This window comes from Martinezella hainanensis, assembly GCF_900094555.1.
GTDB classification, from domain to species: Bacteria; Pseudomonadota; Alphaproteobacteria; order Rhizobiales; family Rhizobiaceae; genus Rhizobium; species Rhizobium hainanense.
Map to the genome: position 1 here is coordinate 1,159,936 of NZ_FMAC01000001.1, position 25,861 is coordinate 1,185,796.

Annotated in this window: 25 protein-coding genes; 14 read left to right on the forward strand and 11 right to left on the reverse strand. The window is 60.8% G+C overall.

All coding sequences use genetic code 11. The features are described from left to right. The first annotated feature begins 19 nt into the window (after positions 1 to 19). Entirely contained in the window at positions 20 to 808 is a 789-nt protein-coding gene (locus GA0061100_RS05605; protein ID WP_075851673.1) for a gamma-glutamyl-gamma-aminobutyrate hydrolase family protein, read from the forward strand. Here GA0061100_RS05605 and GA0061100_RS05610 read toward each other — a convergent pair whose 3' ends face one another. From GA0061100_RS05610 to GA0061100_RS05620, 3 genes are all read right to left on the reverse strand, one after another. Further along, on the reverse strand, positions 809 to 1,777 hold the full coding sequence (locus GA0061100_RS05610) for a 2-hydroxyacid dehydrogenase (protein ID WP_075851674.1): 969 nt from the start codon (positions 1,775 to 1,777) through the stop codon (positions 809 to 811). Positions 1,778 to 1,902: 125 nt separating this feature from the next. Continuing rightward, complete coding sequence (locus GA0061100_RS05615) at positions 1,903 to 2,922, reverse strand: LacI family DNA-binding transcriptional regulator (RefSeq protein ID WP_075851675.1); 1,020 nt, start codon at positions 2,920 to 2,922, stop codon at positions 1,903 to 1,905. A gap of 122 nt (positions 2,923 to 3,044) precedes the next feature. Continuing rightward, the gene (locus tag GA0061100_RS05620) at positions 3,045 to 3,557 is read right to left on the reverse strand and encodes a MarR family winged helix-turn-helix transcriptional regulator (protein ID WP_075851676.1); all 513 of its coding nucleotides are present in this window, start codon (positions 3,555 to 3,557) and stop codon (positions 3,045 to 3,047) included. A gap of 86 nt (positions 3,558 to 3,643) precedes the next feature. Here GA0061100_RS05620 and GA0061100_RS05625 point away from each other — a divergent pair, with 86 nt between their 5' ends. The 6 genes from GA0061100_RS05625 (at position 3,644) to GA0061100_RS05650 (ending at position 10,976) form a co-directional block, all read left to right on the forward strand. Continuing rightward, positions 3,644 to 4,435, forward strand: a complete 792-nt coding sequence (locus tag GA0061100_RS05625; protein ID WP_075851677.1) for a creatininase family protein — start codon at positions 3,644 to 3,646, stop codon at positions 4,433 to 4,435. A gap of 140 nt (positions 4,436 to 4,575) precedes the next feature. Beyond that, positions 4,576 to 5,703 carry a CobW family GTP-binding protein gene (locus GA0061100_RS05630; protein WP_075851917.1) on the forward strand — a complete coding sequence of 376 codons (1,128 nt, stop codon included), beginning with the start codon at positions 4,576 to 4,578 and terminating at the stop codon, positions 5,701 to 5,703. Continuing rightward, a complete protein-coding gene (locus tag GA0061100_RS05635; RefSeq protein ID WP_075851678.1) occupies positions 5,703 to 6,692 on the forward strand; it encodes a WD40 repeat domain-containing protein in 990 nt (329 codons plus the stop codon). The genes GA0061100_RS05630 and GA0061100_RS05635 overlap by 1 nt, the downstream gene beginning before the upstream one ends. A gap of 16 nt (positions 6,693 to 6,708) precedes the next feature. Further along, complete coding sequence (cysE, locus tag GA0061100_RS05640) at positions 6,709 to 7,524, forward strand: serine O-acetyltransferase (protein WP_075851679.1); 816 nt, start codon at positions 6,709 to 6,711, stop codon at positions 7,522 to 7,524. 421 nt (positions 7,525 to 7,945) lie between these two features. Next, the gene (locus GA0061100_RS05645; RefSeq protein ID WP_075851918.1) at positions 7,946 to 9,574 is read left to right on the forward strand and encodes a phospholipase C; all 1,629 of its coding nucleotides are present in this window, start codon (positions 7,946 to 7,948) and stop codon (positions 9,572 to 9,574) included. Positions 9,575 to 9,593: 19 nt separating this feature from the next. After that, positions 9,594 to 10,976 (forward strand): cytochrome-c peroxidase, encoded by a 1,383-nt coding sequence (locus GA0061100_RS05650; RefSeq protein WP_075851680.1) that lies wholly within the window; start codon positions 9,594 to 9,596, stop codon positions 10,974 to 10,976. 57 nt (positions 10,977 to 11,033) lie between these two features. Here GA0061100_RS05650 and GA0061100_RS05655 read toward each other — a convergent pair whose 3' ends face one another. Together GA0061100_RS05655 and odc2 are read right to left on the reverse strand one after the other, a co-directional pair. Then, positions 11,034 to 11,624 carry a GNAT family N-acetyltransferase gene (locus tag GA0061100_RS05655; RefSeq protein WP_075851681.1) on the reverse strand — a complete coding sequence of 197 codons (591 nt, stop codon included), beginning with the start codon at positions 11,622 to 11,624 and terminating at the stop codon, positions 11,034 to 11,036. Between the two features lie 113 nt (positions 11,625 to 11,737). Continuing rightward, the gene (gene odc2 / locus GA0061100_RS05660; protein WP_047628966.1) at positions 11,738 to 12,871 is read right to left on the reverse strand and encodes an ornithine/lysine decarboxylase; all 1,134 of its coding nucleotides are present in this window, start codon (positions 12,869 to 12,871) and stop codon (positions 11,738 to 11,740) included. A gap of 528 nt (positions 12,872 to 13,399) precedes the next feature. On the opposite strand from odc2, the gene GA0061100_RS05665 reads away from it, so the two are divergent. The 3 genes from GA0061100_RS05665 to GA0061100_RS05675 all read left to right on the forward strand — a co-directional run bounded on the left by GA0061100_RS05665 (position 13,400) and on the right by GA0061100_RS05675 (position 16,149). Beyond that, entirely contained in the window at positions 13,400 to 14,293 is an 894-nt protein-coding gene (locus GA0061100_RS05665) for a LysR family transcriptional regulator (RefSeq protein ID WP_075851682.1), read from the forward strand. A gap of 90 nt (positions 14,294 to 14,383) precedes the next feature. Further along, a complete protein-coding gene (locus GA0061100_RS05670; protein WP_167459810.1) occupies positions 14,384 to 15,043 on the forward strand; it encodes a DUF1007 family protein in 660 nt (219 codons plus the stop codon). Continuing rightward, the gene (locus GA0061100_RS05675; protein WP_075851684.1) at positions 15,037 to 16,149 is read left to right on the forward strand and encodes a nickel/cobalt transporter; all 1,113 of its coding nucleotides are present in this window, start codon (positions 15,037 to 15,039) and stop codon (positions 16,147 to 16,149) included. The genes GA0061100_RS05670 and GA0061100_RS05675 overlap by 7 nt, the downstream gene beginning before the upstream one ends. 38 nt (positions 16,150 to 16,187) lie before the next feature. On the opposite strand, the gene GA0061100_RS05680 is transcribed toward GA0061100_RS05675, so the two are convergent. From GA0061100_RS05680 to GA0061100_RS05690, 3 genes are all read right to left on the reverse strand, one after another. Further along, positions 16,188 to 16,403, reverse strand: a complete 216-nt coding sequence (locus GA0061100_RS05680) for a hypothetical protein (RefSeq protein ID WP_208621514.1) — start codon at positions 16,401 to 16,403, stop codon at positions 16,188 to 16,190. Between the two features lie 184 nt (positions 16,404 to 16,587). Next, positions 16,588 to 17,301 carry a tellurite resistance TerB family protein gene (locus GA0061100_RS05685; RefSeq protein WP_075851686.1) on the reverse strand — a complete coding sequence of 238 codons (714 nt, stop codon included), beginning with the start codon at positions 17,299 to 17,301 and terminating at the stop codon, positions 16,588 to 16,590. Positions 17,302 to 17,434: 133 nt separating this feature from the next. Continuing rightward, the gene (locus tag GA0061100_RS05690) at positions 17,435 to 18,073 is read right to left on the reverse strand and encodes a 2-dehydro-3-deoxy-phosphogluconate aldolase (RefSeq protein ID WP_075851687.1); all 639 of its coding nucleotides are present in this window, start codon (positions 18,071 to 18,073) and stop codon (positions 17,435 to 17,437) included. Between the two features lie 160 nt (positions 18,074 to 18,233). Between GA0061100_RS05690 and GA0061100_RS05695 the strand changes: the two genes are divergently transcribed. Further along, positions 18,234 to 18,719: a CYTH domain-containing protein gene (locus GA0061100_RS05695; protein WP_075851919.1), complete on the forward strand. Its 486-nt coding sequence runs from the start codon at positions 18,234 to 18,236 to the stop codon at positions 18,717 to 18,719. Next, positions 18,697 to 19,608 carry a CHAD domain-containing protein gene (locus tag GA0061100_RS05700; protein ID WP_075851688.1) on the forward strand — a complete coding sequence of 304 codons (912 nt, stop codon included), beginning with the start codon at positions 18,697 to 18,699 and terminating at the stop codon, positions 19,606 to 19,608. The genes GA0061100_RS05695 and GA0061100_RS05700 overlap by 23 nt, the downstream gene beginning before the upstream one ends. 52 nt (positions 19,609 to 19,660) lie before the next feature. On the opposite strand, the gene GA0061100_RS05705 is transcribed toward GA0061100_RS05700, so the two are convergent. Continuing rightward, positions 19,661 to 21,175: an FAD-dependent oxidoreductase gene (locus tag GA0061100_RS05705; RefSeq protein ID WP_075851689.1), complete on the reverse strand. Its 1,515-nt coding sequence runs from the start codon at positions 21,173 to 21,175 to the stop codon at positions 19,661 to 19,663. Positions 21,176 to 21,224: 49 nt separating this feature from the next. Between GA0061100_RS05705 and GA0061100_RS05710 the strand changes: the two genes are divergently transcribed. After that, positions 21,225 to 21,710: a MarR family winged helix-turn-helix transcriptional regulator gene (locus tag GA0061100_RS05710; protein WP_075851690.1), complete on the forward strand. Its 486-nt coding sequence runs from the start codon at positions 21,225 to 21,227 to the stop codon at positions 21,708 to 21,710. A gap of 145 nt (positions 21,711 to 21,855) precedes the next feature. Next, positions 21,856 to 22,797, forward strand: a complete 942-nt coding sequence (gene trhO, locus GA0061100_RS05715) for an oxygen-dependent tRNA uridine(34) hydroxylase TrhO (RefSeq protein ID WP_075851691.1) — start codon at positions 21,856 to 21,858, stop codon at positions 22,795 to 22,797. Between the two features lie 63 nt (positions 22,798 to 22,860). Here the strand turns inward: trhO and GA0061100_RS05720 are convergent, their stop codons facing one another. Further along, positions 22,861 to 25,071 (reverse strand): putative bifunctional diguanylate cyclase/phosphodiesterase, encoded by a 2,211-nt coding sequence (locus GA0061100_RS05720; protein ID WP_075851692.1) that lies wholly within the window; start codon positions 25,069 to 25,071, stop codon positions 22,861 to 22,863. A 111-nt stretch (positions 25,072 to 25,182) separates the two neighbouring features. Continuing rightward, positions 25,183 to 25,731 (reverse strand): NADPH-dependent FMN reductase, encoded by a 549-nt coding sequence (locus GA0061100_RS05725; protein WP_208621515.1) that lies wholly within the window; start codon positions 25,729 to 25,731, stop codon positions 25,183 to 25,185. Between the last annotated feature and the right edge of the window lie 130 nt (positions 25,732 to 25,861).

A 25,861-nucleotide genomic window follows, 5' to 3' on the forward strand; every position in this document is an offset into this window, starting at 1 on the left:
GCAGCCTTCGGAGCCTTGCATGTCCAGACCGATCATCGCCATTCCCGCCGATATCCGCGAGTTCGATGGCACGAGCTGGCATGCGGTGCAGCTGCAATATGTGCGCGCTGCCGTGAAGGCTGCGGGTTTGATGGCGCTGATCGTCCCCGCGCTTGAGCACGACAACGATGCCGACGCCATTCTCGACCGTGTCGACGGGCTGCTCGTTTCCGGTTCGGCAACCAATGTGCATCCGTCTCTCTATGGAAAGGAGGCAAGGGAGAGCGATGGCCCCTTCGACCCGGCGCGCGATGCGACATCGCTTCCTCTCATCCGCCGCGCCATCGAACGCGCCATTCCCATGCTCACCATCTGCCGCGGCATTCAGGAGCTGAACGTTGCTCTCGGCGGCACGCTCGCCAGCGAAATCCAGGAGCAGCCGGGCATCTGGGATCATCGCAAGCCGCCGAATGTCGACCGCGACACGATGTATTCGATCCGCCAAAGCGTCTTCGTCAAGGAAGGTTCCTGCATCGCCCGCGTCGTCGGTCCTGGCGAAGTCCGCGTCAACTCGCTGCATCGCCAGGCGATCGCCGAGACGGCGCCGAGACTGCAGGTGGAGGCACTCGCCGAAGACGGCACGATCGAGGCCGTTTCCGTCATCGGCGCCAAGGCCTTTGCCGTCGGCGTACAATGGCATCCGGAATATTGGGCAGAGACGGATTCGCCGTCGCTGAAGCTCTTCACCGCCTTCGGCGATGCCGTGCGCGACTATGCTTCGGACAAGGAGCGGCACACGACCGCCCCCCATCCGCAAAAGGCCGTCTGATCAGCCGCGCGGCTTGACCGGTGTTTCCGGTACTGGAGTAAGCGGCTGGCCTTTCGCGAACCATTCGATGACGTTGTCGACGACGAGATCGGCCATGGCATTGCGCGTCGGCACCGAGGCGGAAGCCACATGCGGCAGCAGCGAAACGTTGGGCAGCGAGAGATAGCCGGCCGGGACATTCGGCTCGTCATAGAAAACGTCGAGGCCGGCAGCGCCAAGCGTGCCATTGCCAAGGGCGGCGATCAGCGCGTCGTCATCGACGGACCAGCCGCGGCCGACATTGATGAACACGCCTTGCGGCCCGAGCGCTGACAGGATCTCGGCATTGATCACCTTATGCGTCTCCGGCGTCTTCGGCACGATGGAAATCAGCGTATCCACCGACTGCGCCATTTCCTTCAAGGTCGGATAGTAGTCGTAAGGCAGGGAGTCGCGCGGCGAGCGCGTGTGATAGCCGATCTTTACCTTGAAGGGCTCGAGCCTTCTCGCGATTTCCAGACCGATGCGGCCAAGGCCGTTGATGCCGATGCGGCGTCCCTTCATCGAAAAGGGCGAGAGCGGAAAGGCTCCTTCCTTCGCCCAGCGCCCCTCGCGCAGCCAGCTTTCGGCGTTGTAGAACTGTCGCAGCGTGTTCAGCAGCAGGGCGATCGCGGTATCAGCGACCTCGTCATTCAGGACATCAGGCGTATTGGTGACGATAATGCCCTTGGAGGCAGCGTGCTTGACGTCGATGCCGTCATAGCCGACGCCGAAATTGGCGATGACTTCAAGATTGGGAAGGGCATCGATCCAGCCGGCATTAAAGCCGCCCGCAACGGCAACGCCGCGGATGCGGGCTGCGGTTTCCGCATCGATCTTCGGGTCACCATCGCGTTCGGCCGAAACAATATCAAACTGCTTTCCAAGCCTTTCGAGGACACGCGGGTGTATCTTCCCCGGAACGAGGACGGCGATGCGATTATCGGACATGGATCTTTCCTCTTGAGATAAGGTTCGTCGCGACGAAAACAATTCCGGAAAGATGCGTAGCGGCTTTCCGTCCGGAATCGCGTTAAATCAATGAGAAGAGCGACTCAGTGAAATGCTGAAACGCTCTAGCGAGCTTTGTAGGGCGCCGTGGACTGGCGAATGCGCATTTCCGGCTTGATAAGATGAATACCATCCGGCTCATGGCTTCCTGCCAACCTATCCAAAAGCGCGCGCGCTGCAAGCCTCCCGACCTCGGCCTGACCATTCCAGACGGTGGTCAACGCAGGTGTTGCGATCGCCGCCTCCTCCAGATCATCATAGCCTGTGACGGAAATGTCCCGCCCGGGGACGAGACCGGCGCGTGAAATGCCGTTCATGAGGCCGATGGCGACCAGATCGTTCCAGCAGACAGCCGCCGTCGGCTTCTGCGGCAGCGACAGGAAGTGCACCGCCGCCTCGAAGCCACCCTGCTTGGAGCGGGCGCCGGGAATACGCAGATTGGGATCAACCTCGATGCCCGCCTTGCGCAGAGCATTGACATAGCCCTGATAGCGGTCGCGCCCTGTCGAGGTCTGATCCGTGCCGCCGATCATTGCAATGGTGCGATGGCCAAGGCTGATCAGATGGTTGGTCGCAAGCGAAATGCCGTAGCTGTCGTCACCGCGATAGGTCGGCAGGTCCAGCGCATCGATTTGGCGTGCCACCAGGATGGCAGGCATGCCGTTTTCTTCCGCCAGCTCGAAATCCTCCGGCGGCGTTCCGATCGCAGGCGACATGATGACGCCGTCGCCGCCAAGCTGCAGCAGCGTCTCGACAAACGTGCGCTGCTTTTCGACGGAATCATAGTGATTGGAGAGAATGAACGTATGGCGACTGCGGTCGAGCTCGCTTTCGATCGCCTTCAGGATTTCCCCGTAGAAGGGGTTCATGATGTCGTGAACGACGACGCCGATGATGCCCGACCGCGATGTCCTGAGGCTCGCCGCGCGGCGATTATAGATATAGCCCAGCGCGCGGGCCTGATCCTTGATCTTCTCACGCGTATTGGCCGCGACCAATGGACTATCGCGTAAGGCCAAAGATACGGTTGCCGTTGAAATGCCCAGCGTTTCCGCAATCGTAGAAAGCTTAATCTTTTGCGCCACGCGCTCCCTCCCCAGTGAAACGCAGCCGTAAACATATTCCGTTCGTTTTACGATTCCGGAATTTTAAAATCTTTAATTAAAAGCTTTAATCGCGTCGCGCAACTCGAATTCTTAAGGATTTTTCAGATTTCCTCATCATCCTCGTCGTCATCGCCGGCCTGGAGATTATGCTCGATCGTCTTGAGCAGGCGCACGAGCGAGCGGATTTCCTTTTCCGAGAAGCCGCGGGTCGCAAGCTCATCGCAGCTCGCCGCCGAACTTTCGATCTCGCTGACGCTGTTTCGCCCTGCCTCGGTCAGATAAACCTTGGTCAGGCGGGCATCGTCAGCATCCGGCCGCCTTTCGACGAAGCCTTGTGCCTCCATACGGCCGATCGTGCGCGTCATTGTGGGTGCCTTGACGCCGAGCTTTTGCGCCAGCGTACCGGCCGGCAGCCCGTCAGTCGCCGCAAGCGCGAGAATGACGCCATCCTGTCCGGCATACAGGCCGCTCGCCGTCAGGCTGCGGGTCATCACCGTGCGCATGGATCGCGCCGCCTGCGTCAAGGCCGGCGACAGATCGGCAAGCGTGTAGTCACGGTGATCCTTCTTCTTACCTGACTTACTTTTCTTCCCGACCTTGTTCTTCTTGCCCATTGTGATTCCGTTGACCTTTTCGCCGCGAAGTCATCACGCTATGACATTGCGCAGGTTATTGACATAAACAAGAGGCACACCCTCAGATGGCGCATCCTTTGCCATGTTTCGATGACAATGATGAAACATTGACGACTGAAGAGCGATCAAAATGGATCGCCGTGCTGCCACTTGCCGCCTATGAGCAACACGGACCGCATCTACCGTTCGAAACCGACACGCTCATTGCCGAAGGAATCGTCTCACGCCTCAAAGTTGCCTTGCCGGCAAATCTACCCGTTACCTTCCTCGCCGTCGAATCCATCGGCTACTCCATCGAACATATGGATGTGGCCGGCACGAAGACGTTGGCCTTCGACGAGGCGGTCAGGCGCTGGCTCGACATCGCCGGACGGCTGAATGGGCTCGGTATCCGCAAATTCGTCATGCTGAACGCCCATGGCGGCAACTCGCCGCTGATGACCATCGTCGCCACTGAAGCGCGCGTGCGCTTCGATATGCTGGCGGTCGCGACCAGCTGGACCCGCTTCGGCGTGCCGGACGGGCTGATCGCACCGGAGGACAAGGCGATCGACATCCATGGCGGCGATATCGAGACGTCGGTCATGCTCGCCCTCCATCCCGAAAAGGTCGACATGTCGAAGGCGGAAAACTTCCCGTCGCGCCAATCGAACTTCATCAAGAGCTTCAAGCATCTGCGCGCCTACGGCCCCCATGCCTTCGGCTGGAAGATGTCCGATCTTGGTAAGCACGGCGTCGCCGGCAATGCGGGTGCGGCGACGGCTGAAAAGGGCGAAAGGCTGATTGCCCATGCCGTCAAAGGTCTCGTCGAACTGCTCGAAGATGTCGACAAATTCGATGCAACGACGCTGACGTAATCGAGCAGCCAATCCGGCCGCCCGCAACCCAATGTGATCTTATAACATATAAAAGCCTTTGAACTGACGCCTCCAACTCCTTATATGGAACCCGACCAATGTCTGCTCCCCGGGGCAACCTTCCATATTTCGAGGCTCCCATGACCGAAACAGCCACGCAAAAGCCCGTTCCCGTCACCGTTCTCACCGGTTATCTCGGCGCCGGCAAGACGACGCTGCTGAACCGCATCCTTTCGGAAAACCACGGCAAGAAATACGCCGTCATCGTCAACGAATTCGGCGAGATCGGCATCGACAACGACCTCATCGTCGAGTCGGACGAAGAAATCTACGAAATGAACAATGGTTGCGTCTGCTGCACCGTTCGCGGCGACCTTATCCGCGTCGTCGAGGGCCTGATGCGCCGCCCCGGCCGCTTTGACGGCATCATCGTCGAAACCACCGGCCTTGCCGATCCGGTTCCGGTCGCCCAGACCTTCTTCATGGATGACGATGTCCGCGCCAAGACCGAACTCGACGCCGTCGTTGCGCTCGTCGACGCCAAGCACCTGCCGCTGCGCCTGAAGGACAGCCGCGAGGCCGAAGACCAGATCGCCTTTGCCGATGTCGTCGTCATCAACAAGTCCGATCTCGTCTCTCCGGAAGAGCTCGCCCAGATCGAGGACATCGTCCGCGCCATCAACCCGGCTGCCCGTGTCTACAAGACGACCCGCTCCGGCGTCGAACTCGCCCGCGTGCTGAACCAGGGCGCCTTCAATCTAGAACGTGCGCTTGAGAACGATCCACACTTCCTCGAGCATGGCCACGAGGATCATGTCTGCGGCCCGGATTGCGATCATCACCATCACGACCATGATCACCATCATCATGGCCACGATCATGACCATCACCACCATGACCATGACCATGACCATGACCATGACCATGATCACGACCATCATCACCACGGCCTGTCGCCGATCCACGACGTGACCGTACAGTCGGTTTCGCTGCGTGGCGGCGAGATGAACCCGGAGCGTTTCTTCCCCTGGGTTCAGAAGGTCACGCAGACGCAGGGGCCGAACATCCTTCGCCTCAAGGGCATCATCGCTTTCAAGGACGATCCGGAGCGCTATGTCGTCCAGGGCGTGCACATGATCATCGAGGGCGATCATCAGCGCCCCTGGAAAGACGGCGAAAAGCATGAGAGCCGCCTCGTCTTCATCGGCCGCGAACTCGACCGCGAAAAGCTGGAAGCCAGCTTCAAGGCGTGCGAGGCGTCCGCCTGATGCCGACTGTCGCTCCGCTTGATATCGACGGCCATGTTCTGGCCGTCGAATTTTTAGGTGACACCCCCTTCTTCGCCAGCGCCGCCGGCGCGATCCACCGCCTCGAAGGCGGCGAGAAGATCACCGAAGCCCATAAGGGAATGCTGACCTGCATCCGCGATCCTCATAGCGAGAGCCTGATTTCGGGCGGCGAAGACGGCAAAGTGCTGCGGATCGCGGCCGACGGCAGCGCGACGACGCTCGCCGAAGCGCCACGCAAATGGATCAGCCAACTTGCGGCCGGTCCGCAGGGTGCCGTCGCCTATTCCTATGGCAAGAGCACCTTCGTACGCCTTTCCGACGGCACGACGAAAGAGTTTGCCGAGGAGCGCACCGTCGAAGGCATCGCCTTTGCGCCCAAGGGCCTTCGCATCGCCGTTGCCCGGTATAACGGCGTATCGCTGCATTGGGTCGGCATGAGCGCCCAGCCGGTCAATCTCGAATGGAAGGGCGCCCATACCAGCGTCACCTTCTCACCCGACGGCCAGTTTATCGTCACGACCATGCAGGAAAATGCGCTGCATGGCTGGAAGCTGGACACGAAGCCGGGCGCGGAAGCACGCCACATGCGCATGACCGGCTATCCCGCCAAGGTGAAGTCGCTCTCCTGGTCGAACAAGGGCAAATGGCTTGCCTCTTCGGGTGCTCCCGCGGCGATCGTCTGGCCCTTCCAGGGCAAGGACGGGCCGATGGGCAAGGCGCCGCTCGAACTCGGCACCCGCGCCAACATCATGGCGACCTCTGTAAAGTTCCATCCCGCCGAGGATATCCTCGCCATCGGCTTCATCGACGGCATGATTCTCGCGGTGCGCCTCGGCGACGCCAAGGAAGCGCTCTTGCGTCGTCCCGGCAAGGGTGCGATCACATCGATGAGCTGGAGCAAATCCGGCAAGCTGCTCGCCTTCGCCTCGGAAGCCGGCGATTGCGGCATCGTCGACGTATCCGGTTAAGCAGAAAGACAGGGTCATGCCTCAGTCGGGAACGGCAATTGTCGGGAATACGCCTGCGCCAGCCGAAAACGTCTGGGACGTGATCCGTTGCGAAGCCGCCGAACTGGCGGCGCGCGAGCCGACGCTCGCCGCGGTGCTGCAGGCGCAATTGCTCACCGGAAGCTCCAATGCCGAGAGCCTTGCCAAGGTGCTGGCCGCCCGGCTCTGCGTCGTCAGGATCGAGCATGGCGACATGCTGTCGCTGCTGTCGGACGTGCTGACGCGATATCCCGCCATCCTGCAGGCGACCGAAGCGGATCTCGTTGCCGTGCGAACCCGCGACCCCGCCTGCACCACCTATCTGCACGCGCTTTTGAACCTGAAGGGCTTCCATGCCCTGCAGACGCACCGCATCGCCCATGCCCTCTGGACAGAGGGCCGCACGGAAATTGCCAGCTGGCTATCCAACCTCGTTTCGCTCGTCTTCGGCCCGGATATTCACCCGGCCGCGAAGATCGGCACATCGATCATGCTCGATCATGGCTCCGGCATCGTCATCGGCGAAACGGCCGTTATCGAGGATGAGGTCTCCATCCTGCAGAACGTTACCCTCGGCGGCACCGGCAAGGAAAGCGGTGACCGTCACCCGAAGATCCGCCACGGCGTCATGATCGGCGCCGGCGCCAAGATCCTCGGCAACATCGAAGTCGGCGCCTTCAGCAAGGTCGCCGCCGGCAGCGTCGTTGTGAAGCCCGTTCCCCCACACTGCACGGTTGCCGGCGTACCCGCCGTGGTCGTCCGTATCCATCGCGCCGATGAAATTCCGGCCGAGACGATGGATCAGAATATTTAATCTTCCTATTTGGGTGACCGGGGCCGCCTCGTCCTTCGAGGCATTTCTACGCTTCGCTCCGAAATGCACCTCAGGATGAGGCGGAGCAGGCCGACAACGCCCTAGGCCACAGCCCAAACGGCAGAGACTAGCCCTCATGGTAAGGAGACCCATTGGGCCGTCTCGAACCACGAGGGCGGGTGGAGGCCCCAGCCGTGACATAAGGTAGCATCGCCACTTTTCCCGACAGACGCTCTCCGTTGGTCATCGGCCGCCACTGCGGAATCAGCCCTTTGTCGCCCCCATGCTCGACAAAAGCGATATCCCCTCTCCGCACCCTTCATGGAACTGTCATACTCCGTTGATAGCTCGAAAGGGTTCTCTATGCCCGGCGTGGCGCAAATGCGCCGGAGCAATGCCCCCACTCGAAGAGGATATGACGATGACCAGTTTTTCACGTCGCGCCGCCCTTGCAACCGGCAGCGCGCTTAGTCTTGTTTTGCTCTGTTCCACCGCCGTTGCCGCTGACTTAAGCCCGGCACCGAATACCGCGACCCCCATCAAGCATCTTGTCGTTATCTTCCAGGAAAACGTCTCCTTCGACCATTATTTCGCGACCTACCCCAAGGCCGCAAATGTCGCTGGCGAGCCCGCATTCAAGGCCTCCGACAACACGCCGGCCGATATCAACACGCTCGCCAATGCCGGTCTTCTCGACACAAATCCGAACAAGACCAACACGGCCAACGGCGCCGATGCGGCGGCCCCCTTCCGGCTCGACCGCACGCAGGCCGCAACCCAGTCGCAGAACCACGGCTATACCGCCGAGCAGGCCGCCTACAACAACTTCGCCATGGACCTTTTCCCCGCCAATACCGGCAAGGGCACCAAGGGTGCGGCCGGTGCCTTTGGCACGAAAGGGCAGGTCATGGGCTATTATGATGGCAACACCGTCACGGCCTACTGGAACTATGCCCAGCACTATGCGCTGAGCGACAATTCCTTCTCCACCAATTTCGGCCCCTCGACCCCCGGCGCGCTGAACCTGATCTCCGGCCAGACCAACGGCGTCATCCTGCCTCCCGGCTATACGCTGGAGAGCGATGGCACCTATTCCAAGGGCCGCATCGTGCCTGATGGCAATGGCGGCTGGACTGCGATCAGCGATTTCGACCCGACCGGCGACGTCTGCTCGGTCGGCCAGACAGCGCTGATGTACGGCAAGAACATCGGCGACATGCTGAACGAGCACAAGATCACCTGGGGCTTCTTCGAAGGTGGCTTCGATCTGACGCAGACCAATCCGGACGGCACGGCGGCCTGCAAGCGCGCAACCACCTCGACCGTCACCAAGGTCAATAGCGCCGATTACATCCCGCATCACCAGCCGTTCCAGTACTACGCCTCGACCGCCAACCCGACGCACGCACGCCCGTCCTCCGTCGCCGCAATCGGCACCACCGACGCAGCCAATCACCAGTATGACATGACGGACTTCTACGCAGCCCTGAAGAACGGCAACATGCCGACTGTCAGCTTCCTGAAGGCACCCGCTTATCAGGACGGCCATGCCGGCTATTCCGATCCGCTCGACGAGCAGGAGTTCGTGACGCAGGTGGTCAACACCGTGCAGAATTCGCCGGATTGGAAGGATACCGCGATCATCGTCCTCTATGACGATTCCGATGGCTGGTATGACCATGCCCATGCAGTCATCAATCCGTCGAAACTCCCGGTCAAGGGCTACGACGTGCTGAGCGGCGACAGCTGCTCCACCGGCACGGCGCTGCCTGGTGTCAACGGCCTGCCGGCGCAGGGACGTTGCGGTTATGGCACACGCCAGCCGCTGCTCGTCATCTCGCCCTATGCCAAGGTCAACTTCGTCGACCATACGCTCACCGACCAGACCTCCGTCATGCGTTTCATCGAGGACAACTGGATGGCCGGCGCCCGCCTCGGCGGCGGCTCCTTCGATGTGCTCTCGGGCTCGCTGAACAACATGTTCGACTGGTCCAAGGGGGACGCGCCGAAGCTGATCCTCGATCCGAAGACCGGCAACCAGGCATCGTGACACCGGAAGGGAGACGGAAATGCGCGTGACCTACCGCCGTCTCCTGCCGCTCCTCGCACTCGCGGGCCTCTCGCTCGCGGGTGCGGCTGTCGGCATGGCAAGCGAACCCGCCACCAATGCTTCGGCGACGGATGGCTATGACGACCAGGCACCGTTAAGTGCGGTGGCCCAGCTCGGCAAACGACTGTTCTTCGATCCGTCGCTCTCCGGCGGAGGCCAGATGTCCTGCGCCACTTGCCATGATCCTGCCAACCACTACGCGCCCGCCAACGGCCTCGCCGTCCAGCTCGGCGGCCCACATCTCGACCAGCCCGGCATCCGCGCCGTGCCGAGCCTTGCCTACAAAATGTCGACACCATCCTTCTCGATCGGCGAGGAAAGCGCTGCCGACGAAGCCGCGGAAGCCTCGCCGATGACGGAAGCTTCCGGCGTGGCTCTGGCCAATGCTCCCGCCACCGTTGCCGGTCCGCTGACGGCACAGGCCGTCGTCAAGGCCGATGCGGCCGCTGCAGCAAACCTCGTGCCGCAGGGCGGCATGTTCTGGGATGGACGTGTCGATTCGCTGGAAGAACAGGCCCTGCAGCCGATGATCTCGCCCTTTGAAATGGCGAATCCCGATGCGGCGACCGTCTATGCCAAATTGAAGAAAGGCTACGGCAAGGAGATTTCGGCGCTCTTCGGCGATAATGTCGCCAACGATCAGGACATGATGATTTCGGAAATCGGCTTCGCGCTCGCCCGCTATCAGGTGGAGGAACGCTCCTTCCATCCCTATACGAGCAAGTATGATTACTACCTGCGCGGCAAGGCGGTGCTGACGGATGCGGAAGCCAGGGGATTGAAGCTGTTCGACGATGCGAACAAGGGCAATTGCGCCTCCTGCCATCTCGACAAGATGATCGGCGACGGACAGATGCCGAATTTCACCGATTTCGAGTTCGAAGCCCTCGGCGCGCCGCGCAACCCGGCCATTCCGGCCAATGCAGATGCGCATTACTATGACACCGGCATTTGCGGGCCGCTGCGCAACGACACCTATTCCGCCCAGCAGCAGAATTGCGGGCTCTTCAAGACGCCGACGCTGCGCAACGTCGCAACCCGTCATGTCTTCTTCCACAATGGCGTCTACCGCACGCTGGAGGATGTCACCCGCTTCTACGTCAAGCGCGACACCAATCCGGAGGAAATCTATCCGAAGGATGCGAGCGGCAAAGTGCTGAAATATAATGACCTGCCAGCCCAATATCAGGCCAATATCGATGTCATCGACGTGCCGATGAACCGCAAGCTCGGCGATGCCCCTGCTCTGAACGATGCCGAGATCGCCGATGTCGTCGCCTTCCTGACGACGCTGACGGATGGCTACGATCCGGCGAAGGACAGCGTGAAGGCAGCCAAATAAAAGAGCCTCCGCCCGAACGGGCGAAGGCCTTCTATGCTTCAGGAAAGTTTGTGCGCCTTATGCGGCCTTTGATATCGGCGGCTGGGCAAGCTTGCGGCCGCTGGCAACGATGATGCCGACAGCGCCATCAAGCCAGCCGTCCTTCAGCTCGAGCGCGAGGAAGCGATCGCGCTGGAACGGACCCGGCATGACGAGATGGCGGGCCTTGGATGCAAAGAAACCGAAGCGCTCGTAATAAGGCGCATCGCCGACGAGCAGGATCGCACCATGGCCACGCTTCTTGGCTTCCATGATGGCGGCGCGCATCAGCGCCGAGCCGATGCCCTTGCCTTCATAAGCAGGATCGATCGCCAGCGGGCCGAGCAGCAGCGCTTCGACCGGGCGCGTCTCGCGATCGACGCCGGCTTCGACGTTCCACAGGCGAACGGTGCCGATGACATGGCCGGCGCGATCGCGCGCGACCAGCGCCAGGCCTTCGGCCGGCACGCGGCCCTGGCGCAGCTTTTCGGACGACTTCTTGCGGCGGTCGGGACCCATGGCACGATCCAGCAGGTTTTCGCGCGCAACGACATCGCCTGCATTTTCCAGGTCGAGAGTGAATGTGGACGGCGCAAAGAATGCGCGGACAGAATCAAGAACAGCGGCCATCTCGGCCTCCCGTGCCCAATACCGTTATCAGCGGTGGTGACGAACTATTGTGAGGGTGCCGCCCCGGCTGGCTACGGGGGCAGCTTTGTCGAACTTTGGGGCCTTACCGGACCTTAGATGATGTAGGCCTTCAGCGGATCGAAACCGTTGAACGCCACAGCCGAATAGGTCGTGGTATAGGCGCCGGTGCCTTCGATCAAGACCTCGTCGCCGATGGTGAGCGACACCGGCAGCGGATAGAGGTTCTTCTCGTAGAGCACGTCGGCCGAATCACAGGTCGGGCCGGCAATGACACAGGGCTCCATCTCGTCGCCGTCGCGCTCCGTGCGGATCGGGTAGCGGATCGCCTCGTCCATGGTTTCGGCGAGACCGCCGAACTTGCCGATGTCGAGGAACACCCAGCGAGCAGCATCGTTGTCCGACTTCTTGGAAATCAGGACGACTTCCGCCTTGATCACGCCGGCATTGCCGACCATGCCGCGGCCCGGCTCGATGATCGTGTGCGGGATCTGGTTGCCGAAATGGGCGCGCAGAGACGCAAAGATCGCCTTGCCATAGGCTTCGGCCGAGGGAACGTCGCGCAGGTACTTGGTCGGGAAACCGCCGCCCATGTTGACCATCTGCAGGTGGATGCCCTGCTTGGCGAGCGAAACGAAGACGCGCTTGGCATCGGCAAGAGCATCGTCCCAGGCATCGACCTTGGTCATCTGCGAGCCGACGTGGAAAGACACGCCGTAGGATTCCAGACCCAGCTGATGAGCATAGACGAGAACGTCGACAGCCATCTGCGGGACGCAGCCGAACTTGCGCGACAGCGGCCATTCGGCACCTTCGCCGTCCGTCAGGACGCGGCAGAATACACGGGCGCCCGGAGCGGCACGGGAAATCTTCTCGACTTCCTCGTGGCTGTCGACGGCGAAGAGGTTGATACCGAGTGCATGCGCACGGGCGATATCGCGCTCCTTCTTGATCGTGTTGCCATAGGAAATACGTGCAGCCGTCGCACCGGCATCGAGCGCCATTTCGATTTCGGCGACGGACGCGCAATCGAAGTTGGAGCCGAGGCTTGCGAGCAGGCGCAGCACTTCCGGAGCCGGGTTGGCCTTGACGGCGTAGTAGATGGCGCTGTCCGGCATGGCATGACGGAAGGCGTGAAAATTGTCGCGGACGACGTCGAGATCGACCACCAGGCAAGGACCGTCCGGACGTCGGGTAGCGAGGAAATCGCGAATACGTTGCGTGGTCATGTCAATTCCCTTTCAATTCCAAAGGCTCCGGGGAAAACCCAGAGGACAAAGGGCGACGCTCATTCGCTTAGGAACCAGCCGGTGGAGACCCCGGTACCATGCAAATGCGCGAAGCGCGGATGATGAACCAGTGCCGCAAGCGGCGCTAATTCGCTTTGTCTGCCATGGATTGGAGGGAAGATCCCAACCGCACTTCCGGCAATGAAGGTGTGCCTCTTCAGTAACCCCGGCTGATGGAAAGCCGGGAGAGAACAAAAAGGCCCGCACCGTCGTTGCTTCAGATGTCCTCGCATTTTCCGGTTGGCCGGAATAGCGACTGGAGGGGTTAATTCCAGGTACCTTACCGATGACCTCACCTAATCGAGGGTCGGCGGACACCCACGGGCACGTGCGACTTTGGGCTGATCGGGAAATAGGAATATTCGCCGTAATAATCAAGAAAATTTTTCAGCCATGCCCGAAAAAAATAATTGAACAAATCGACGCGTTTTGTTCAACATCCAGAAACAGTTAACGGGAGGCTTCGCCATGGATACTTTGACCCGGATTCGCGCCTTTATCGACGTGGTCGAAGCCGAAGGATTTTCCGCTGCCGCCCGCAAGACCGGCCGCTCCAAGGCTCTGCTGTCGAAATATGTCCGCGAGCTGGAGGACGAGCTCGGCGCGCTGCTCTTGAACCGTACGACGCGCCAGTTCTCGATGACCGAGGCTGGCCACACCTATTATCGCACCGCGTCGGACATTCTGAAGGAGATCGACAATCTCGCCGACCTCGTGCGCGAAAACAACCAGCAGCTGAAAGGCCGACTGCGTGTTTCCGTGCCACGCACCTTCGTCGATGCCGATGTCGGACAGTCGCTGATCGACTTCGCCAAGGAGAATCCCGATCTCGCGCTGGAAATCTCCGCCGACGACCGTTTCGTGGATCTGATCGAGGAAGGCTTCGATGTCGCCGTGCGCATCACCAAGCTCGAGGATTCCGGCATGATCGCCCGCAAGATCTCCGACTTCCGCATCCATCTCTGCGCAACCCCGGCATTTCTCGATCGCTATCCAACGCTGGAACATCCGACCGATCTGGCGCACGTGCCTTTCATCATTGACACCAACACCCGCTCGCAAGGCAATGTTCGCTTCGTCGATGCCGACAGCACGACCTTCAACGTCGCAATCAACGGCACGCTCGAGGTCAACAGCCCGCATGCGACGCTACGCGCGGCACTCGCCGATCTCGGCGTTGCCATCGTCCCGGATTTCATCGGCCGCAAGGCAATCGAAAGCGGGCAGCTGCTGACGCTGTTCAACGACTACCTTCCCACCGACCGCGGCATTTATGCCGTCTATCCACACCGGCGCTACCTCCCGGCAAAGGTCCGTATCTTTGTGGACTACCTGCACAACTGGTTCCGCAAGAACGGTTGAACGCCCGAGGTGGGCCGACCGGTCCCAATTCCGTCTCATTTCCTGACCAGAAAACGAAGTGAATCAATGCTCACGAAACCTATCGGACGCATGAGAAAATCCACGACCGCCTATGCCCTTGCCCTGATCGGAGGCCTGCTTCTTGCGCCGGCCGCAGCATATGCACATCCGCATATTTTCGTGGAAGCCCGGCTGGAAGTGCTCGCCGGCCCGGATGGCAATGTGCAGGAACTTCGCAACGTGTGGCGGTTCGACGAAGTGTTCTCCTCGTCGGTGCTGATGGATTTCGACAAGAACACCAATCTGAAGCTCGACCCTGACGAGCTGAAGGAAGTCGGCAAGACGGTGCGCGACTCGCTGGCGGACTACGACTACTACGCGAACCTGACGCTGAACGGCAAAGTGATCAAGGTCGACAAGCCCGACGTCATCAATGTCGACTTTCGCGACGGCCAGCTCCTGATGTTCTTCGCCGTCAAGCCGGCCGAGCCGATGCCGCTTGCCAAGGGCAACAAGCTGAGCTTCGGCATCTACGACCCGACGCTCTACACCTCGATCGATTTTCCGAGCGACAATGAGCTGGTGACGGAGGGCGACGCCTTCAAGAGCTGTACGCAGAAGGTCGTCCGGCCCAATCCGGATGAGGTCATCGCCGAGAACAAGTCGACATTGACGGATGCCTTCTTCAACGATCCGACGGGGACGACCATGTCGAAACTCTTCGCAACGCGGATAGATGTGCAATGCTGATTTCACGACCAGGGAAGCTCGTTCCGGCTGTAGTGCTCGCGCTTCTCGCGGCCGCCGGCCTTGCCCATGCCACCGGCTCGCCGCTTGGCATCGGCACGGCGGAGCCGAGCTTCCAGCCGATGGGCGGACCGCTGGCGCCGATCTTTCTCTATGTGAACTACGAGCAGCAGGCTTTCTATCGTGCGCTTACCAAGTCGATCGAGGCCATGCGCCAGGACCCCTGGCAGCTCTGGACGCTGATCGGCCTTTCCTTCGCCTACGGCATCTTCCACGCGGCCGGGCCTGGCCACGGCAAGGCCGTCATTTCCTCCTACATGGTTGCCAATGAGATCGAGCTGAAGCGCGGCATCGGAATCTCCTTCGTCTCCGCACTCATTCAGGGCCTTGTCGCCGTCCTTGTCGTGGGTGCCGCCTATTTCGTCCTGCGCGGCTCGGGCATCACCATGACGATGGCCACCAACGCCATGGAGATCACCAGCTTCGTCATGGTCATCCTGTTCGGCAGCTGGCTGCTGTTCCGCAAGCTGCGGGCGATGATGCAGAGCCGGGCGCAACGGCAGGAAATGCAGCTCGCGACATCGGCCGGCCCGATCAGCCTCTCGCTGTTCGAGGGGGCAGCGACGGGCACGGATTCAGCGAGAAGTTTTGCGCGCAGCAGCGCCACGATACCCGCTGCCGGCGGCTATCAGTGCTACGATCCCGCCCATGCGACCGGCGACGGTGCCTACTGCGAGGCTTGCGGCCACGCCCACCTTCCCGATCCGAAGATGTTGTCGAACGAAAAGTTCAGCGCTCGCGAGGCCTGGTCTGCCATTGCCGCAGTCGGACTGCGTCCATGCTCGGGCGCATTGCTTGTCATGACTTTTTCGATGTTGAACGGGCTCTATCTTGGCGGCCTCTTATCGGTCCTCGCCATGTCGATCGGTACGGCGCTGACCGTGTCGCTGCTTGCCATCATCGCGGTCTTCGCAAAAGGCACTGCCGTCCGTTTTACCGGCAAGGGCTCGAGACTTTCGGTTTGGGTAGGCAACAGCATCGAGATCCTCGGCGCACTGCTCGTCATTTGCACGGGCATCATTCTGCTCGGCGCCTCGCTGCAAAACTAAACAAGATAGCAACGAGACGAACGGCCTGGTGCTGGAGCCTATTGCCCCTTGCGCCGCTGATAGCGAGCGCGCAGCCAGAACACGAAGAAGAAGGCCAGGATGACAAGCACGCCGAAACCGGTGCCGAGCCATGGCGAGATATTTCCGAGCCAGACGATGACGTTCGGCATCAGGTAGAGCACGGCTATCGCGACCAGCAAGATAACACCGGCTGCAATCGCCGCCGAGCGAGTTTCGCTTTTCTTATCCGTCAATGTAGCCATCCCTGACGCCCTGACATGAGTTTCGGCGAAGGCTTAAAGCGCGTCGCGATCCTTCAGATTCGCTCCTTACGACTTAAGCTCTTGATTTTACGCATGTCGTTGTCGCAAAACCGCTGCGCACTTTTGCGCGACATGCTTAGGCCAGCTGCCGGGGAAAGGCAACCGGCCCTGTCAGTCAGAGCTGAACTTTGGCGCCTGCAACCGTCGCTTCGATATGATCGACCAGAGCGTCGGCCAGACCGAGGCGCCCAGCCAGCAGATCGAGATAACCGCGCTCGGCCCGCGAATCCGGTTCGATCGCCAGCCGCGACGCGGTGTAGACCTGCACGCGCTGCTCTTCCGTCTTCGCCGAGGCGACGATGGCATCGAGATCGACGGGATTGGCAAGTTCGCGCTGGAAGAAACCTTCCGCCTCCGACCCGACGCCAGCCTCCTGCACCTTGCCGAGAATGCGCTGACGCTCGGTATCGTCGATATGGCCGTCGGCGCGCGCGGCCGCGATCATCGCCCGGACCAGGGAAAGCGTAAAATCATTGCTGGCAACTGCCGGCGCCGTGCTGAAGCCGGAATCCGTCGGCGGCGGCAGGAACTGCGGCTCGGCCTGTGGGGTGGATTGCGGCGCCGGCTGCGGCTGATTGCCGTCGCGATAATTCTTGTAGGCCTGATAGCCGAGGCCTGCGATGGCGGCGAGGCCGCCGAGCGCCAGCGCATTGCCGGCGACCTGACGCCCGGTCTTCGTGCCGAGCAGCACGCCGGCAATCGCGCTCGTTGCCATCGGATTATCTCTGGCGAGATTGATGGCCTGGGTGGCCCTGTCTTTCACGGTTCCTTGCACCCCCGGAACCTGCGATCCCAGGAATTGGTCAAGAAGCTTGCGGGCGTCGATCATATGGATGGTCCTCCGTCCTTGTGATGGTGAAGGGGAGATAGGAAGCGCAACTGCAAATACCAATCCATCTCATGCAAAAAGGCGCGCAGAAAGCTCCACGCGCCTTTGAAATCGAATTCGATGGGCTCGGATCTCAGCCCTTCAGCGCTGCCGCCTCTGCGGCAAGCTTGGTGATGCCTGCCCAGTCGCCGGCAGCAACCAGCTCCTTCGGCGCAACCCAGGAGCCGCCGACGCAGATGACGTTCGGCAGCGACAGATAATCATGGGCGTTCTTCAGCGAGATGCCACCGGTCGGGCAGAAGATCGTACCTGCGAGCGGCGAGGACAGCGCCTTGAGATAGGAGGCGCCGCCGGCCTGCTCGGCCGGGAAGAACTTGAGCACCGTGTAGCCTTCCTCGCGCAGCGCCATGACTTCGCTTGCCGTGGCCGCACCCGGCAGCAGCGGCACATGCGAGGAGCGCGCAACATCGAGCAGCTCCTGCGTCGTGCCGGGGCTGACGATGAACTTGGAACCGGCCTCGACGGCTGCATCCCACTGGCTGACATTGAGGATCGTACCGGCGCCGACCTCGGCGCCTTCCACCTCTTCCGCGACAGCACGGATCGCATCGAGAGCGCCGGCCGTGCGCAGCGTGATCTCGATGGCCTTCAGACCGCCGGCGACGAGCGCCCGGGCGAGCGGCACTGCCGATTTCGCATCATCGACGATCAGCACGGGAACGACGGGCTGCAGTTTCAGGATGGAAAGAAGCTTCTCGGTTTTCTCGCCCATGGTCGGTGCACTCCCTTTAAAACGATTGAAATCCGGCTTTCGAATAGCCTTCCCGAAGGTGCTTGTCGAGACAAAAGCTCGCTTTAAATACGACGGGTAGGAAATTGCAGCAACATGCTATAGTCTCCCCCAATCTGTGCCGGTGGAGCATGTCAAACGCATGGCAAAAGAGATCGAGCGAAAGTTTCTGGTGCGCGGCGATCATTGGCGGAACTTCGTTTCGGAGAGGCTGATCCTGCGACAGGGATATATTGCCTCCATGGAAGGCCGTTCCGTACGCATACGGCTGACGAACGAAACGAAGGCGACCTTGACGATCAAGATCGGCAAGGCGATGACCAGAGACGAATTCGAATACGAAATCCCCGTCGACGAAGCAGAGGAACTGCTGGGAACGTCGATCGGCCTGGTCATCGAGAAGACCCGCCATAAGGTGCCTTTCAAGGGATTCACCTGGGAAGTGGATGTCTTCCGTGGTGCCCATCGCGGCCTTGTGATTGCCGAGGTGGAGATGGGGAAAGAAAGCGACAATCCGGAACTGCCGGACTGGATCGGACGCGAGGTAACTGGCGAATACCGCTATTCCAATCAGGCCCTCGCGACGCAGTTCGAGCAGGAGTATGATGAGCTATCGCATACGGCCTGACCGAGCCCTTGATGACGAGGTGCACAAAGCCGCCGCGCATCAACTCGGCAAGGCAATGGCCGTACTGACCGACAGGCCGCAGGGCTTGCATGAAGCCGTTCACGCCGCCCGCAAGAACATCAAGCGCGTGCGGGCGCTTTACCGATTGATAGCTCCGATCGCGCGCGAATTTCAACAGCGGGAAAATGACCGGCTGCGGGATATGGCACGCACGCTTTCCGGCGTTCGCGATGCGACCGCGCTGATCGAGATCAGCCATTACCTGCAGGCAACCGCTGCATCCGCCGAAGAACTGCATGCGCTGACCCGGGTGAGCGATTTGCTGGCCGCGCGGCGCGACCATCTCGCGGCGGCGGAAACCGACCTAGAAGACAAGGCGCAGGCGGCAGTCGCTACATGTGCCGAGGCGCGCGAGGCGTTGAAGGAGATATCCTTCAACTGCGGCAGGCGCGCCACGGCCAGTCTCTTTCAGAAAAGCTGGCGCAAGAACGCCCGCAAGGCGGTACAGGCACTGTCCGAATGCCATGCGGAAGCGGCCCATGCCGAGAGCTTTCATGATCTGCGCAAGCGCAGCCAGGACTACTGGATGCATCACATGCTGCTGCGCGATGTCTGGCCGGCGGCGATGCACGCCAAGCAGCTGGAGGCCAAGGCTTTGGTCGACGTGCTCGGCCGCTATCTCGACATGTCGATATTGGCCGATGTCGCCGACCGAGAGCCGCATCTCTTCGATAGAAGCGACGATCACGCCCGCCTGCTGGAAGCGATCATTGCCCGGCAGCAGACCGCCCGCGAGGAGGCACTAAGCCAAGCGCGCTGGGTCTTTGCCGACAAGCCGGAGAACGAGGCGCGAACCATAAAGCACCTATGGCTGGAGGCGGCGGGCTGACATAAGTCATACGCCCGCTCAGGCAGCTCAATCGACGTGTCCCGCTATTGTCTCATGCGCGCGGCGCATCCGCCAAACCAAGTCCCACTTGCGCGAAATAGCTCTCCAGCATCGCAACGTCACCGGCTGCGGCGATGGCACCGATATAACCGTCCGGACGCACAAGCACCCATTCGCCCGAGGACAGGGCGTAGATGTCCCGAAGATGGTTCTCGGCATCGACCATGTCGCCTGACGGGCTGAAGGTATGAATATGCAGGTCTACACGCGGCGGCACCGATCCAGGCTCCACACCATAACCGAGCAATGTCCAATGCGCTCCTCGGAAAAGGTCGAACAACCGTGTCGGCTGGCCAGCGGCACCACGGATCGGCGCATCCGGAGCTCGATCGCCGGCTGACAGGCGATCACTGCGTCCAGGCGTTTCGAACGCGAGCGAGGATCCCGGATAACCTATATCGAGTTGATGCACCTCGCGACCACGACGCATGTCGCCCTGCTTTTGCGCATTGAGAAGCTTCGTTGCCAGACCGAGCATCGCTGCCGCGATCGGCTGACGCTCCTCTTCATAGCTGTCGAGCAACGCGTCGTTGGCTCCATTGGCGACGGCGGCCAGCTTCCAGCCGAGATTATAGGCATCCTGCACGCTGGTATTGAGGCCCTGGCCCCCGGTCGGCGGATGAATGTGGGCGGCATCACCGATGAGGAACACGCGGCCGACGCGGTATCGATCGGCAAGGCGCGCATTCATGCTGTAGGCCGACGACCATGACACGGATTGGATATGGATGTCGTCGCGCCCGGTGCGCTCCGCCACCATGGCCTCCAGCCCCTCGGCCGAAAGATCGATATCACCCTCGAGCGGGATTGGCCCTTGTATCTGGAACATCTCGGTCCCGGCGAGCGGGCAAAACATGATCTGCCGCACCATGTCGCCATCGTTGAAACGATGCCAGGCATCGCGCGTGAGACCGGTCAGGATAACGTCGGCCACAATGGCGCGAACGCCAAGGGTCTTGCCCGGAAAGTCGATATCAAGGGCATGGCGAACGAAGCTCCGGCCGCCATCGGCACCGACGAGCCAGCGCACCCGGAGAGTTTCCTCCCCCGCCCTGCCTGCAAGACGCGCCGTCACGCCGCCCGCATCTTGCTCGAAGCCAATCAGCTCGAAGCCGAATTGTGGCCTATGGCCAAGCTCGAGCAGCCTTTCGCGCATCACCTTTTCGGTCAGGAATTGCGGTATCATCAGCGGCAGATGATACGGTTCGGCCGGTGTCGGGTCCTGATGCTCGGTGATGTCGGACTCGGAAAAACTGCCGTCATCGCGATATCGCCGCTCCGGCGGATAGAGGCCGCCCGCCGCGACGATGCGGTCGAGAATGCCGAGGTCTTCGAAAATCTCCTGGGTTCGCGGCTGAATGCCCTTGCCGCGCGACCCGTGGAACGGCTCATCCATCTTCTCGATCAGACGGAAGGAAATCCCTCGCCTTGCCAAATCGATCGCCAATGCCAGGCCGGCCGCGCCCGCACCGCAAATCAGCACATCGGCTGCAAATTGCTCTGTCATTTCTGTCTCCATATGTGTAATATGCACATATTAAGAGGAGGGCGATCCGGTGTCAACAAAAAGCTTGCAAAATACACACATCAGCAACCGACTGCGCGAACTCCATAGTGCGCTCGTCGAAATCGTCGGCGTCATGAACCGGCCTCAGCGCGACGAGGCAATGATCCAAGAGGCAGGCATCTCCCTCGACCGCGCGCTGTTTTCCCTGTTGGTTTTGGTGGAACGGCTCGGCCCCATCGGCGTTGTCGAACTGGCCGATCGTGTCGGGCGCGATTACACCACCGTCAGCCGTCAGGTCGCGAAAATGGAAGGGCTCGGGCTGATCAGCCGGCAGGAAAATGCGGTCGACCGCCGTCTTCGCGAGGCCGTCATCACCGAGACGGGCAAGGCGATGACCGATCGCATCGATGAGGCGAGAGAGAGGATCGCACGGTCTATTTTCGCCAAATGGGACGAGCGGGACATCGAGGACCTTGTGCGGCTCATGCGCAGATTTGCCGACGACATCAAGGATGATGCGCCGCCCGCGCGATAAATCTTGTAAGGCGAGTGGCATTTCAACCCGCCGGCAATGGCATTCGGCGCCTTTCGCCACGCCGACCGAGGGGAATGACGACGGCGCAGGAGCTGCGGCGTAAATCCCGATTGCCTGAAAGCTCACAAAATTGTATTTCCCCGGCATGACCGACATGCTTTCAGATCCACGGCGCGACGCGACCGGCGCATTCCTCGTTGCCGCGCTCTATCATTTCGTCTCCTTCCCGCGCTTCGAAAGCCTGCGCGAGCCCTTGCTTGCGCTTTGCGAGGAAAAGGGTGTGAAGGGCACGCTGTTGCTCGCGCACGAGGGGATCAACGGCACCGTCGCCGGCACGGATGCCGCCATCGGCGCCGTGCTTGCCTTCCTGCGCGCGCAGCCGGAATTTGCCGGCCTCGAGCACAAGGAAAGCCGCGCGTCGAAAATGCCGTTCGTGCGCATGAAGGTGAAGCTCAAGAAAGAGATCGTCACCATGGGCGTCGAGGATATCGATCCCACGAGAGTCGTCGGCACCTATGTCGCGCCGAAGGACTGGAACGCGCTGATCTCCGACCCCGACACCATAGTCATCGACACCCGCAACGATTATGAGACCGCCATCGGCGTCTTCAAGGGCGCGGTCGATCCGAAGACCAAGACCTTCCGCGAATTTCCCGATTGGGTGCGCGACAATACCGGCCTGCACAACAAGCCGAAGATCGCCATGTACTGTACCGGCGGCATCCGCTGCGAGAAGGCGACCGCCTTCATGAAGCAGCAGGGCTTCGATGAGGTCTATCATCTCAAGGGCGGCATCCTGAAATATCTCGAGGAAGTGCCGGCGGAAGAAAGCCTCTGGGAAGGCGCCTGCTTCGTCTTCGACGAGCGCGTCTCCGTCGAGCATGGCCTGAAAGAGGGCAATCACAAGCTCTGCCACGCCTGCCGCAATCCCATCACGGCAGAGGAAGTGACCTCACCCTTCTACGAAGCCGGCGTCTCCTGCAGCCATTGCTACCATGAGCGCAGCGAAGAGGATCGCGAACGCTATCGCGAAAGGCAGCGGCAAATCGCGCTCGCGCGCAAACGCGGCCACGAACATATCGGCTAAAGCATTTCCCACGAAAACCGTGCAGCCGTTTTCCGTCAATACTGCATGGATGCTCTCAGCATATCAGGCGGCGGCATGCTCTTCGTCCAGCGCGGTTGCCATCTGCACCGCAAGCCGCTTGCTGATCTCGGCGTCCGGCATCGGCTTGCCGTAGAAATAGCCCTGCAGCTCATCGCAGCCGAAGTCTTCCAGTGCCCTTCCCTGTGCCTCGGATTCGATACCTTCGGCCGTAACGGGAATATCGAGCGAGCGAGCCAGCGCCACGGTTGCCTTCACCATTTCGCGGGCGCGGTTGTCTTCCAGCACATTCATGGTCAGCGAGCGATCGATCTTGATGCGATCGAAACCGAACTGACGCAGATAGCCGATGGAAGAGAAACCGGAACCGAAATCGTCGAGCGCCACTTTGACGCCGAGCCTCTTCAACCGCTCGATCGACTGGCGGGTACGCTCAGGGTTTTGAATGATATAGCCTTCGGTAATTTCCAGCGTCACCCGATCGGCTTCGATCTCCGTGCTGTTCAATACGCTACGGACATAATCGGCAAAGGCGGGGTTGCGGAACTGGCCCGGCGAAACGTTCACCGCAATCCGCAAATCCGGCCATTGCCTGGCCGCCTCGCAGGCCTTGCGCAGCACGAGCAGGCCCAGCGCTTCGATCAGGCCGCTCGTTTCGGCGATGGGGATGAAGACTTCCGGCGAAATCGGCCCGTGACCGGGCCGGTTCCACCGCACCAGCGCCTCGACGCCGATCATCTCGCAGCTCGATGCGTCGACCAGAGGCTGATAGGCGACGGTTAGTTCCTCCATGTCGATGGCGCGGCGCAGATCGAGTTCCAGCGCATTACGCTCCTCGCGATGGGCATCCATGGCAGTTTCATAGCAGGTCATTCGGGCGCGGCCGGCCTCCTTGGCCTTGTACATGGCAAGATCGGCGCGACGCACCAGTTCCTCACGGTCGATGCGGCCTTCAGGCGAGCTTGCGATGCCGATGCTGGCGCCGACCACGACCACACGACGACCGATCTCCAGAGGCTCGGCAAGGAAATCCAGGATCTGTTCGGCCAGCCGCAAAGCCGGGGCGTCGTTGAGCTCCTTCGTCGGGAAGACGATGGCGAACTCATCGCCTCCAAGGCGCGCCAAAGCCGCCTGTGGCGGCACAAGCACCTTGAGCCCGGCGGCAACCGCACGGATGAGCTGATCGCCAGTGCCATGCCCATAGGCGTCGTTGATTTCCTTGAAGCCATCCAGATCGAGGTAGAGAAGCAGGACGTTGGTGCCGTCGGAACGCGCCCGGTCGACCAGACGATCCACATCGAGCCGCAACCCCTCACGATTGAGAAGCCCGCTCAGCCGGTCGCGAAGCGACACCTGACGTGCCTGAACTTCTTCCGCCCGCAACCGGCGCCCTGCCAGCGATCCCAGGATCAAAAGCACGACGAAAAACAGACCCACAAGACCAAGCGCGCCGAGCACCAATGGGCGGACCTGTTGATAGCTCATGTCCCCAGGCTGACGCGATCCCCAGACCAGCCGTCCCAGCGACTTGCCGAGCGGATCGACAATGGAGACGGCATATCGAGCGACCGTATCCGGCGGCACCAGCGTCAAGCCGCTGATGACATAGGTGTTGGAGAGCATCTTGATCCGGCCAGCGTCAAGGTAACGCACGAGGATCAGATAGCGCCGATGACCTTCCGGCACCGGAATACGGCCGGATCTTTCGCGGATCGTCGCAGCACCGGCGGCGGCGATACCATCCCTGGTCATGATGTAGCCCGAAGCCTCCGGCACCCCGGTCACACGTGTTGTTCGTGCCTGATCGACAAGCGCCCAGATGGCAGTGCCGAGGACATCCTCGATATTGTCAGTCAATGGCTGGCCATCGTGGTAAGCAACAATCGGCTTGTTGTTGTCGTCGACGATGACGGCGGTGTCGAACAGCGCACCGTTGGAGGAAATGTCGCCATAGTTGCCGACGATCCAGCCTTGAGTATCGGTGCCATAAACATTTCGCGCCGCATCGTTGCGAGCGGAATGGTCATGCAACGTCGCTTCCAGCTGTCCCTGAAAGGTCTTCAGCGCACCGACGGTCGTTTCCCAGGAGCGCTCGTCATCCAGCTTGTTGGAGTAATCGGCAACGCGTCCGATTGCGGTGAGAACCATCAAGGTCACGACGGCAACAATCAGTGCGAAGCAAATCAAAACGGCCGTCACAATAGAATGACGACCGATCTGCGCATTCTTCCGCAGTGACTTGAAAACTGCTCCCAACACCTTTTTCTCCTTGACGGAGAAGTCTGACGTCAGGTCTTCAACAAACGGTTAAGGCGAATCGGAGATTCCTACAGGAAGGGGTTGTAAATTTGCCAAAATGGGAAGAATTCACGCCCCAGCGGCAATCGCCCGTCTAAAACGATTAAGACTCGCGGATAAAAGGCCGCTTTCCCGCGCTTCCAGCAGCATTGCCGCCTGCGCCTTATCGCTCTTGCCCGCAACCGGCAGACGCAAGAAAGCATCCTCCACAATATGCAGCGACATGGTCTGCAGGACATCGGTGAGCTGTGCCAATACGAGATCGCCGCGATGCGAGGCATGTGCAAACATCAGCGGCTTGAATGGCACCTCGTCGCGCGACACCAGCCAGTCGAGCGCATTCTTGAAGCCGCCGGGTATGCCATGGGCATATTCCGGGCACGACACGATCAAACCGTCTGCCTTACGGATTTCGGCCGCAAACCGCTCGACAACGGCTGGTGTTCGCTCACCCTCATTGTCCGGATTGAAGATCGGCAGATCACCGATCAGATCGCAGATCGCAATGGTGATGCCTTCCGGGCAGGCAAGCTGCAAAGCCTCCAGCAGCCTCCGGCTGGTCGAAGCCTGCCGCTGGCTGCCGCAAAGCGCATAAAGGGAAATCGGCCGCTGGATCATGCTCGATATCTATCAGGCCCTGCCGATTCGGGCGACAAATGCCCTCCCCTTGACGGGACGGTCGGACCGAAGATCCGAGGCGGGTGACCCATTGTAGACACCGAAGGTCACCCCCCAAACGCGTTTCGTG

What these genes read in the sequence shown, in the direction of transcription:
- odc2 (WP_047628966.1), bottom strand. Translation starts at nt 12,871, where the DNA reads ATGACCACGCAACGTATTCGCGATTTCCTCGCTACCCGACGTCCGGAC.
- GA0061100_RS05690 (WP_075851687.1), bottom strand. Translation starts at nt 18,073, where the DNA reads ATGGGCGAGAAAACCGAGAAGCTTCTTTCCATCCTGAAACTGCAGCCC.
- trhO (WP_075851691.1), top strand. Translation starts at nt 21,856, where the DNA reads ATGACCGACATGCTTTCAGATCCACGGCGCGACGCGACCGGCGCATTC.
- GA0061100_RS05635 (WP_075851678.1), top strand. Translation starts at nt 5,703, where the DNA reads ATGCCGACTGTCGCTCCGCTTGATATCGACGGCCATGTTCTGGCCGTC.
- GA0061100_RS05695 (WP_075851919.1), top strand. Translation starts at nt 18,234, where the DNA reads ATGGCAAAAGAGATCGAGCGAAAGTTTCTGGTGCGCGGCGATCATTGG.
- GA0061100_RS05630 (WP_075851917.1), top strand. Translation starts at nt 4,576, where the DNA reads ATGACCGAAACAGCCACGCAAAAGCCCGTTCCCGTCACCGTTCTCACC.
- GA0061100_RS05620 (WP_075851676.1), bottom strand. Translation starts at nt 3,557, where the DNA reads ATGGGCAAGAAGAACAAGGTCGGGAAGAAAAGTAAGTCAGGTAAGAAG.
- GA0061100_RS05665 (WP_075851682.1), top strand. Translation starts at nt 13,400, where the DNA reads ATGGATACTTTGACCCGGATTCGCGCCTTTATCGACGTGGTCGAAGCC.
- GA0061100_RS05645 (WP_075851918.1), top strand. Translation starts at nt 7,946, where the DNA reads ATGACCAGTTTTTCACGTCGCGCCGCCCTTGCAACCGGCAGCGCGCTT.
- GA0061100_RS05675 (WP_075851684.1), top strand. Translation starts at nt 15,037, where the DNA reads ATGCTGATTTCACGACCAGGGAAGCTCGTTCCGGCTGTAGTGCTCGCG.
- cysE (WP_075851679.1), top strand. Translation starts at nt 6,709, where the DNA reads ATGCCTCAGTCGGGAACGGCAATTGTCGGGAATACGCCTGCGCCAGCC.
- GA0061100_RS05610 (WP_075851674.1), bottom strand. Translation starts at nt 1,777, where the DNA reads ATGTCCGATAATCGCATCGCCGTCCTCGTTCCGGGGAAGATACACCCG.
- GA0061100_RS05625 (WP_075851677.1), top strand. Translation starts at nt 3,644, where the DNA reads ATGGCGCATCCTTTGCCATGTTTCGATGACAATGATGAAACATTGACG.
- GA0061100_RS05700 (WP_075851688.1), top strand. Translation starts at nt 18,697, where the DNA reads ATGAGCTATCGCATACGGCCTGACCGAGCCCTTGATGACGAGGTGCAC.
- GA0061100_RS05650 (WP_075851680.1), top strand. Translation starts at nt 9,594, where the DNA reads ATGCGCGTGACCTACCGCCGTCTCCTGCCGCTCCTCGCACTCGCGGGC.
- GA0061100_RS05725 (WP_208621515.1), bottom strand. Translation starts at nt 25,731, where the DNA reads ATGATCCAGCGGCCGATTTCCCTTTATGCGCTTTGCGGCAGCCAGCGG.
- GA0061100_RS05705 (WP_075851689.1), bottom strand. Translation starts at nt 21,175, where the DNA reads ATGACAGAGCAATTTGCAGCCGATGTGCTGATTTGCGGTGCGGGCGCG.
- GA0061100_RS05685 (WP_075851686.1), bottom strand. Translation starts at nt 17,301, where the DNA reads ATGATCGACGCCCGCAAGCTTCTTGACCAATTCCTGGGATCGCAGGTT.
- GA0061100_RS05655 (WP_075851681.1), bottom strand. Translation starts at nt 11,624, where the DNA reads ATGGCCGCTGTTCTTGATTCTGTCCGCGCATTCTTTGCGCCGTCCACA.
- GA0061100_RS05670 (WP_167459810.1), top strand. Translation starts at nt 14,384, where the DNA reads ATGAGAAAATCCACGACCGCCTATGCCCTTGCCCTGATCGGAGGCCTG.
- GA0061100_RS05605 (WP_075851673.1), top strand. Translation starts at nt 20, where the DNA reads ATGTCCAGACCGATCATCGCCATTCCCGCCGATATCCGCGAGTTCGAT.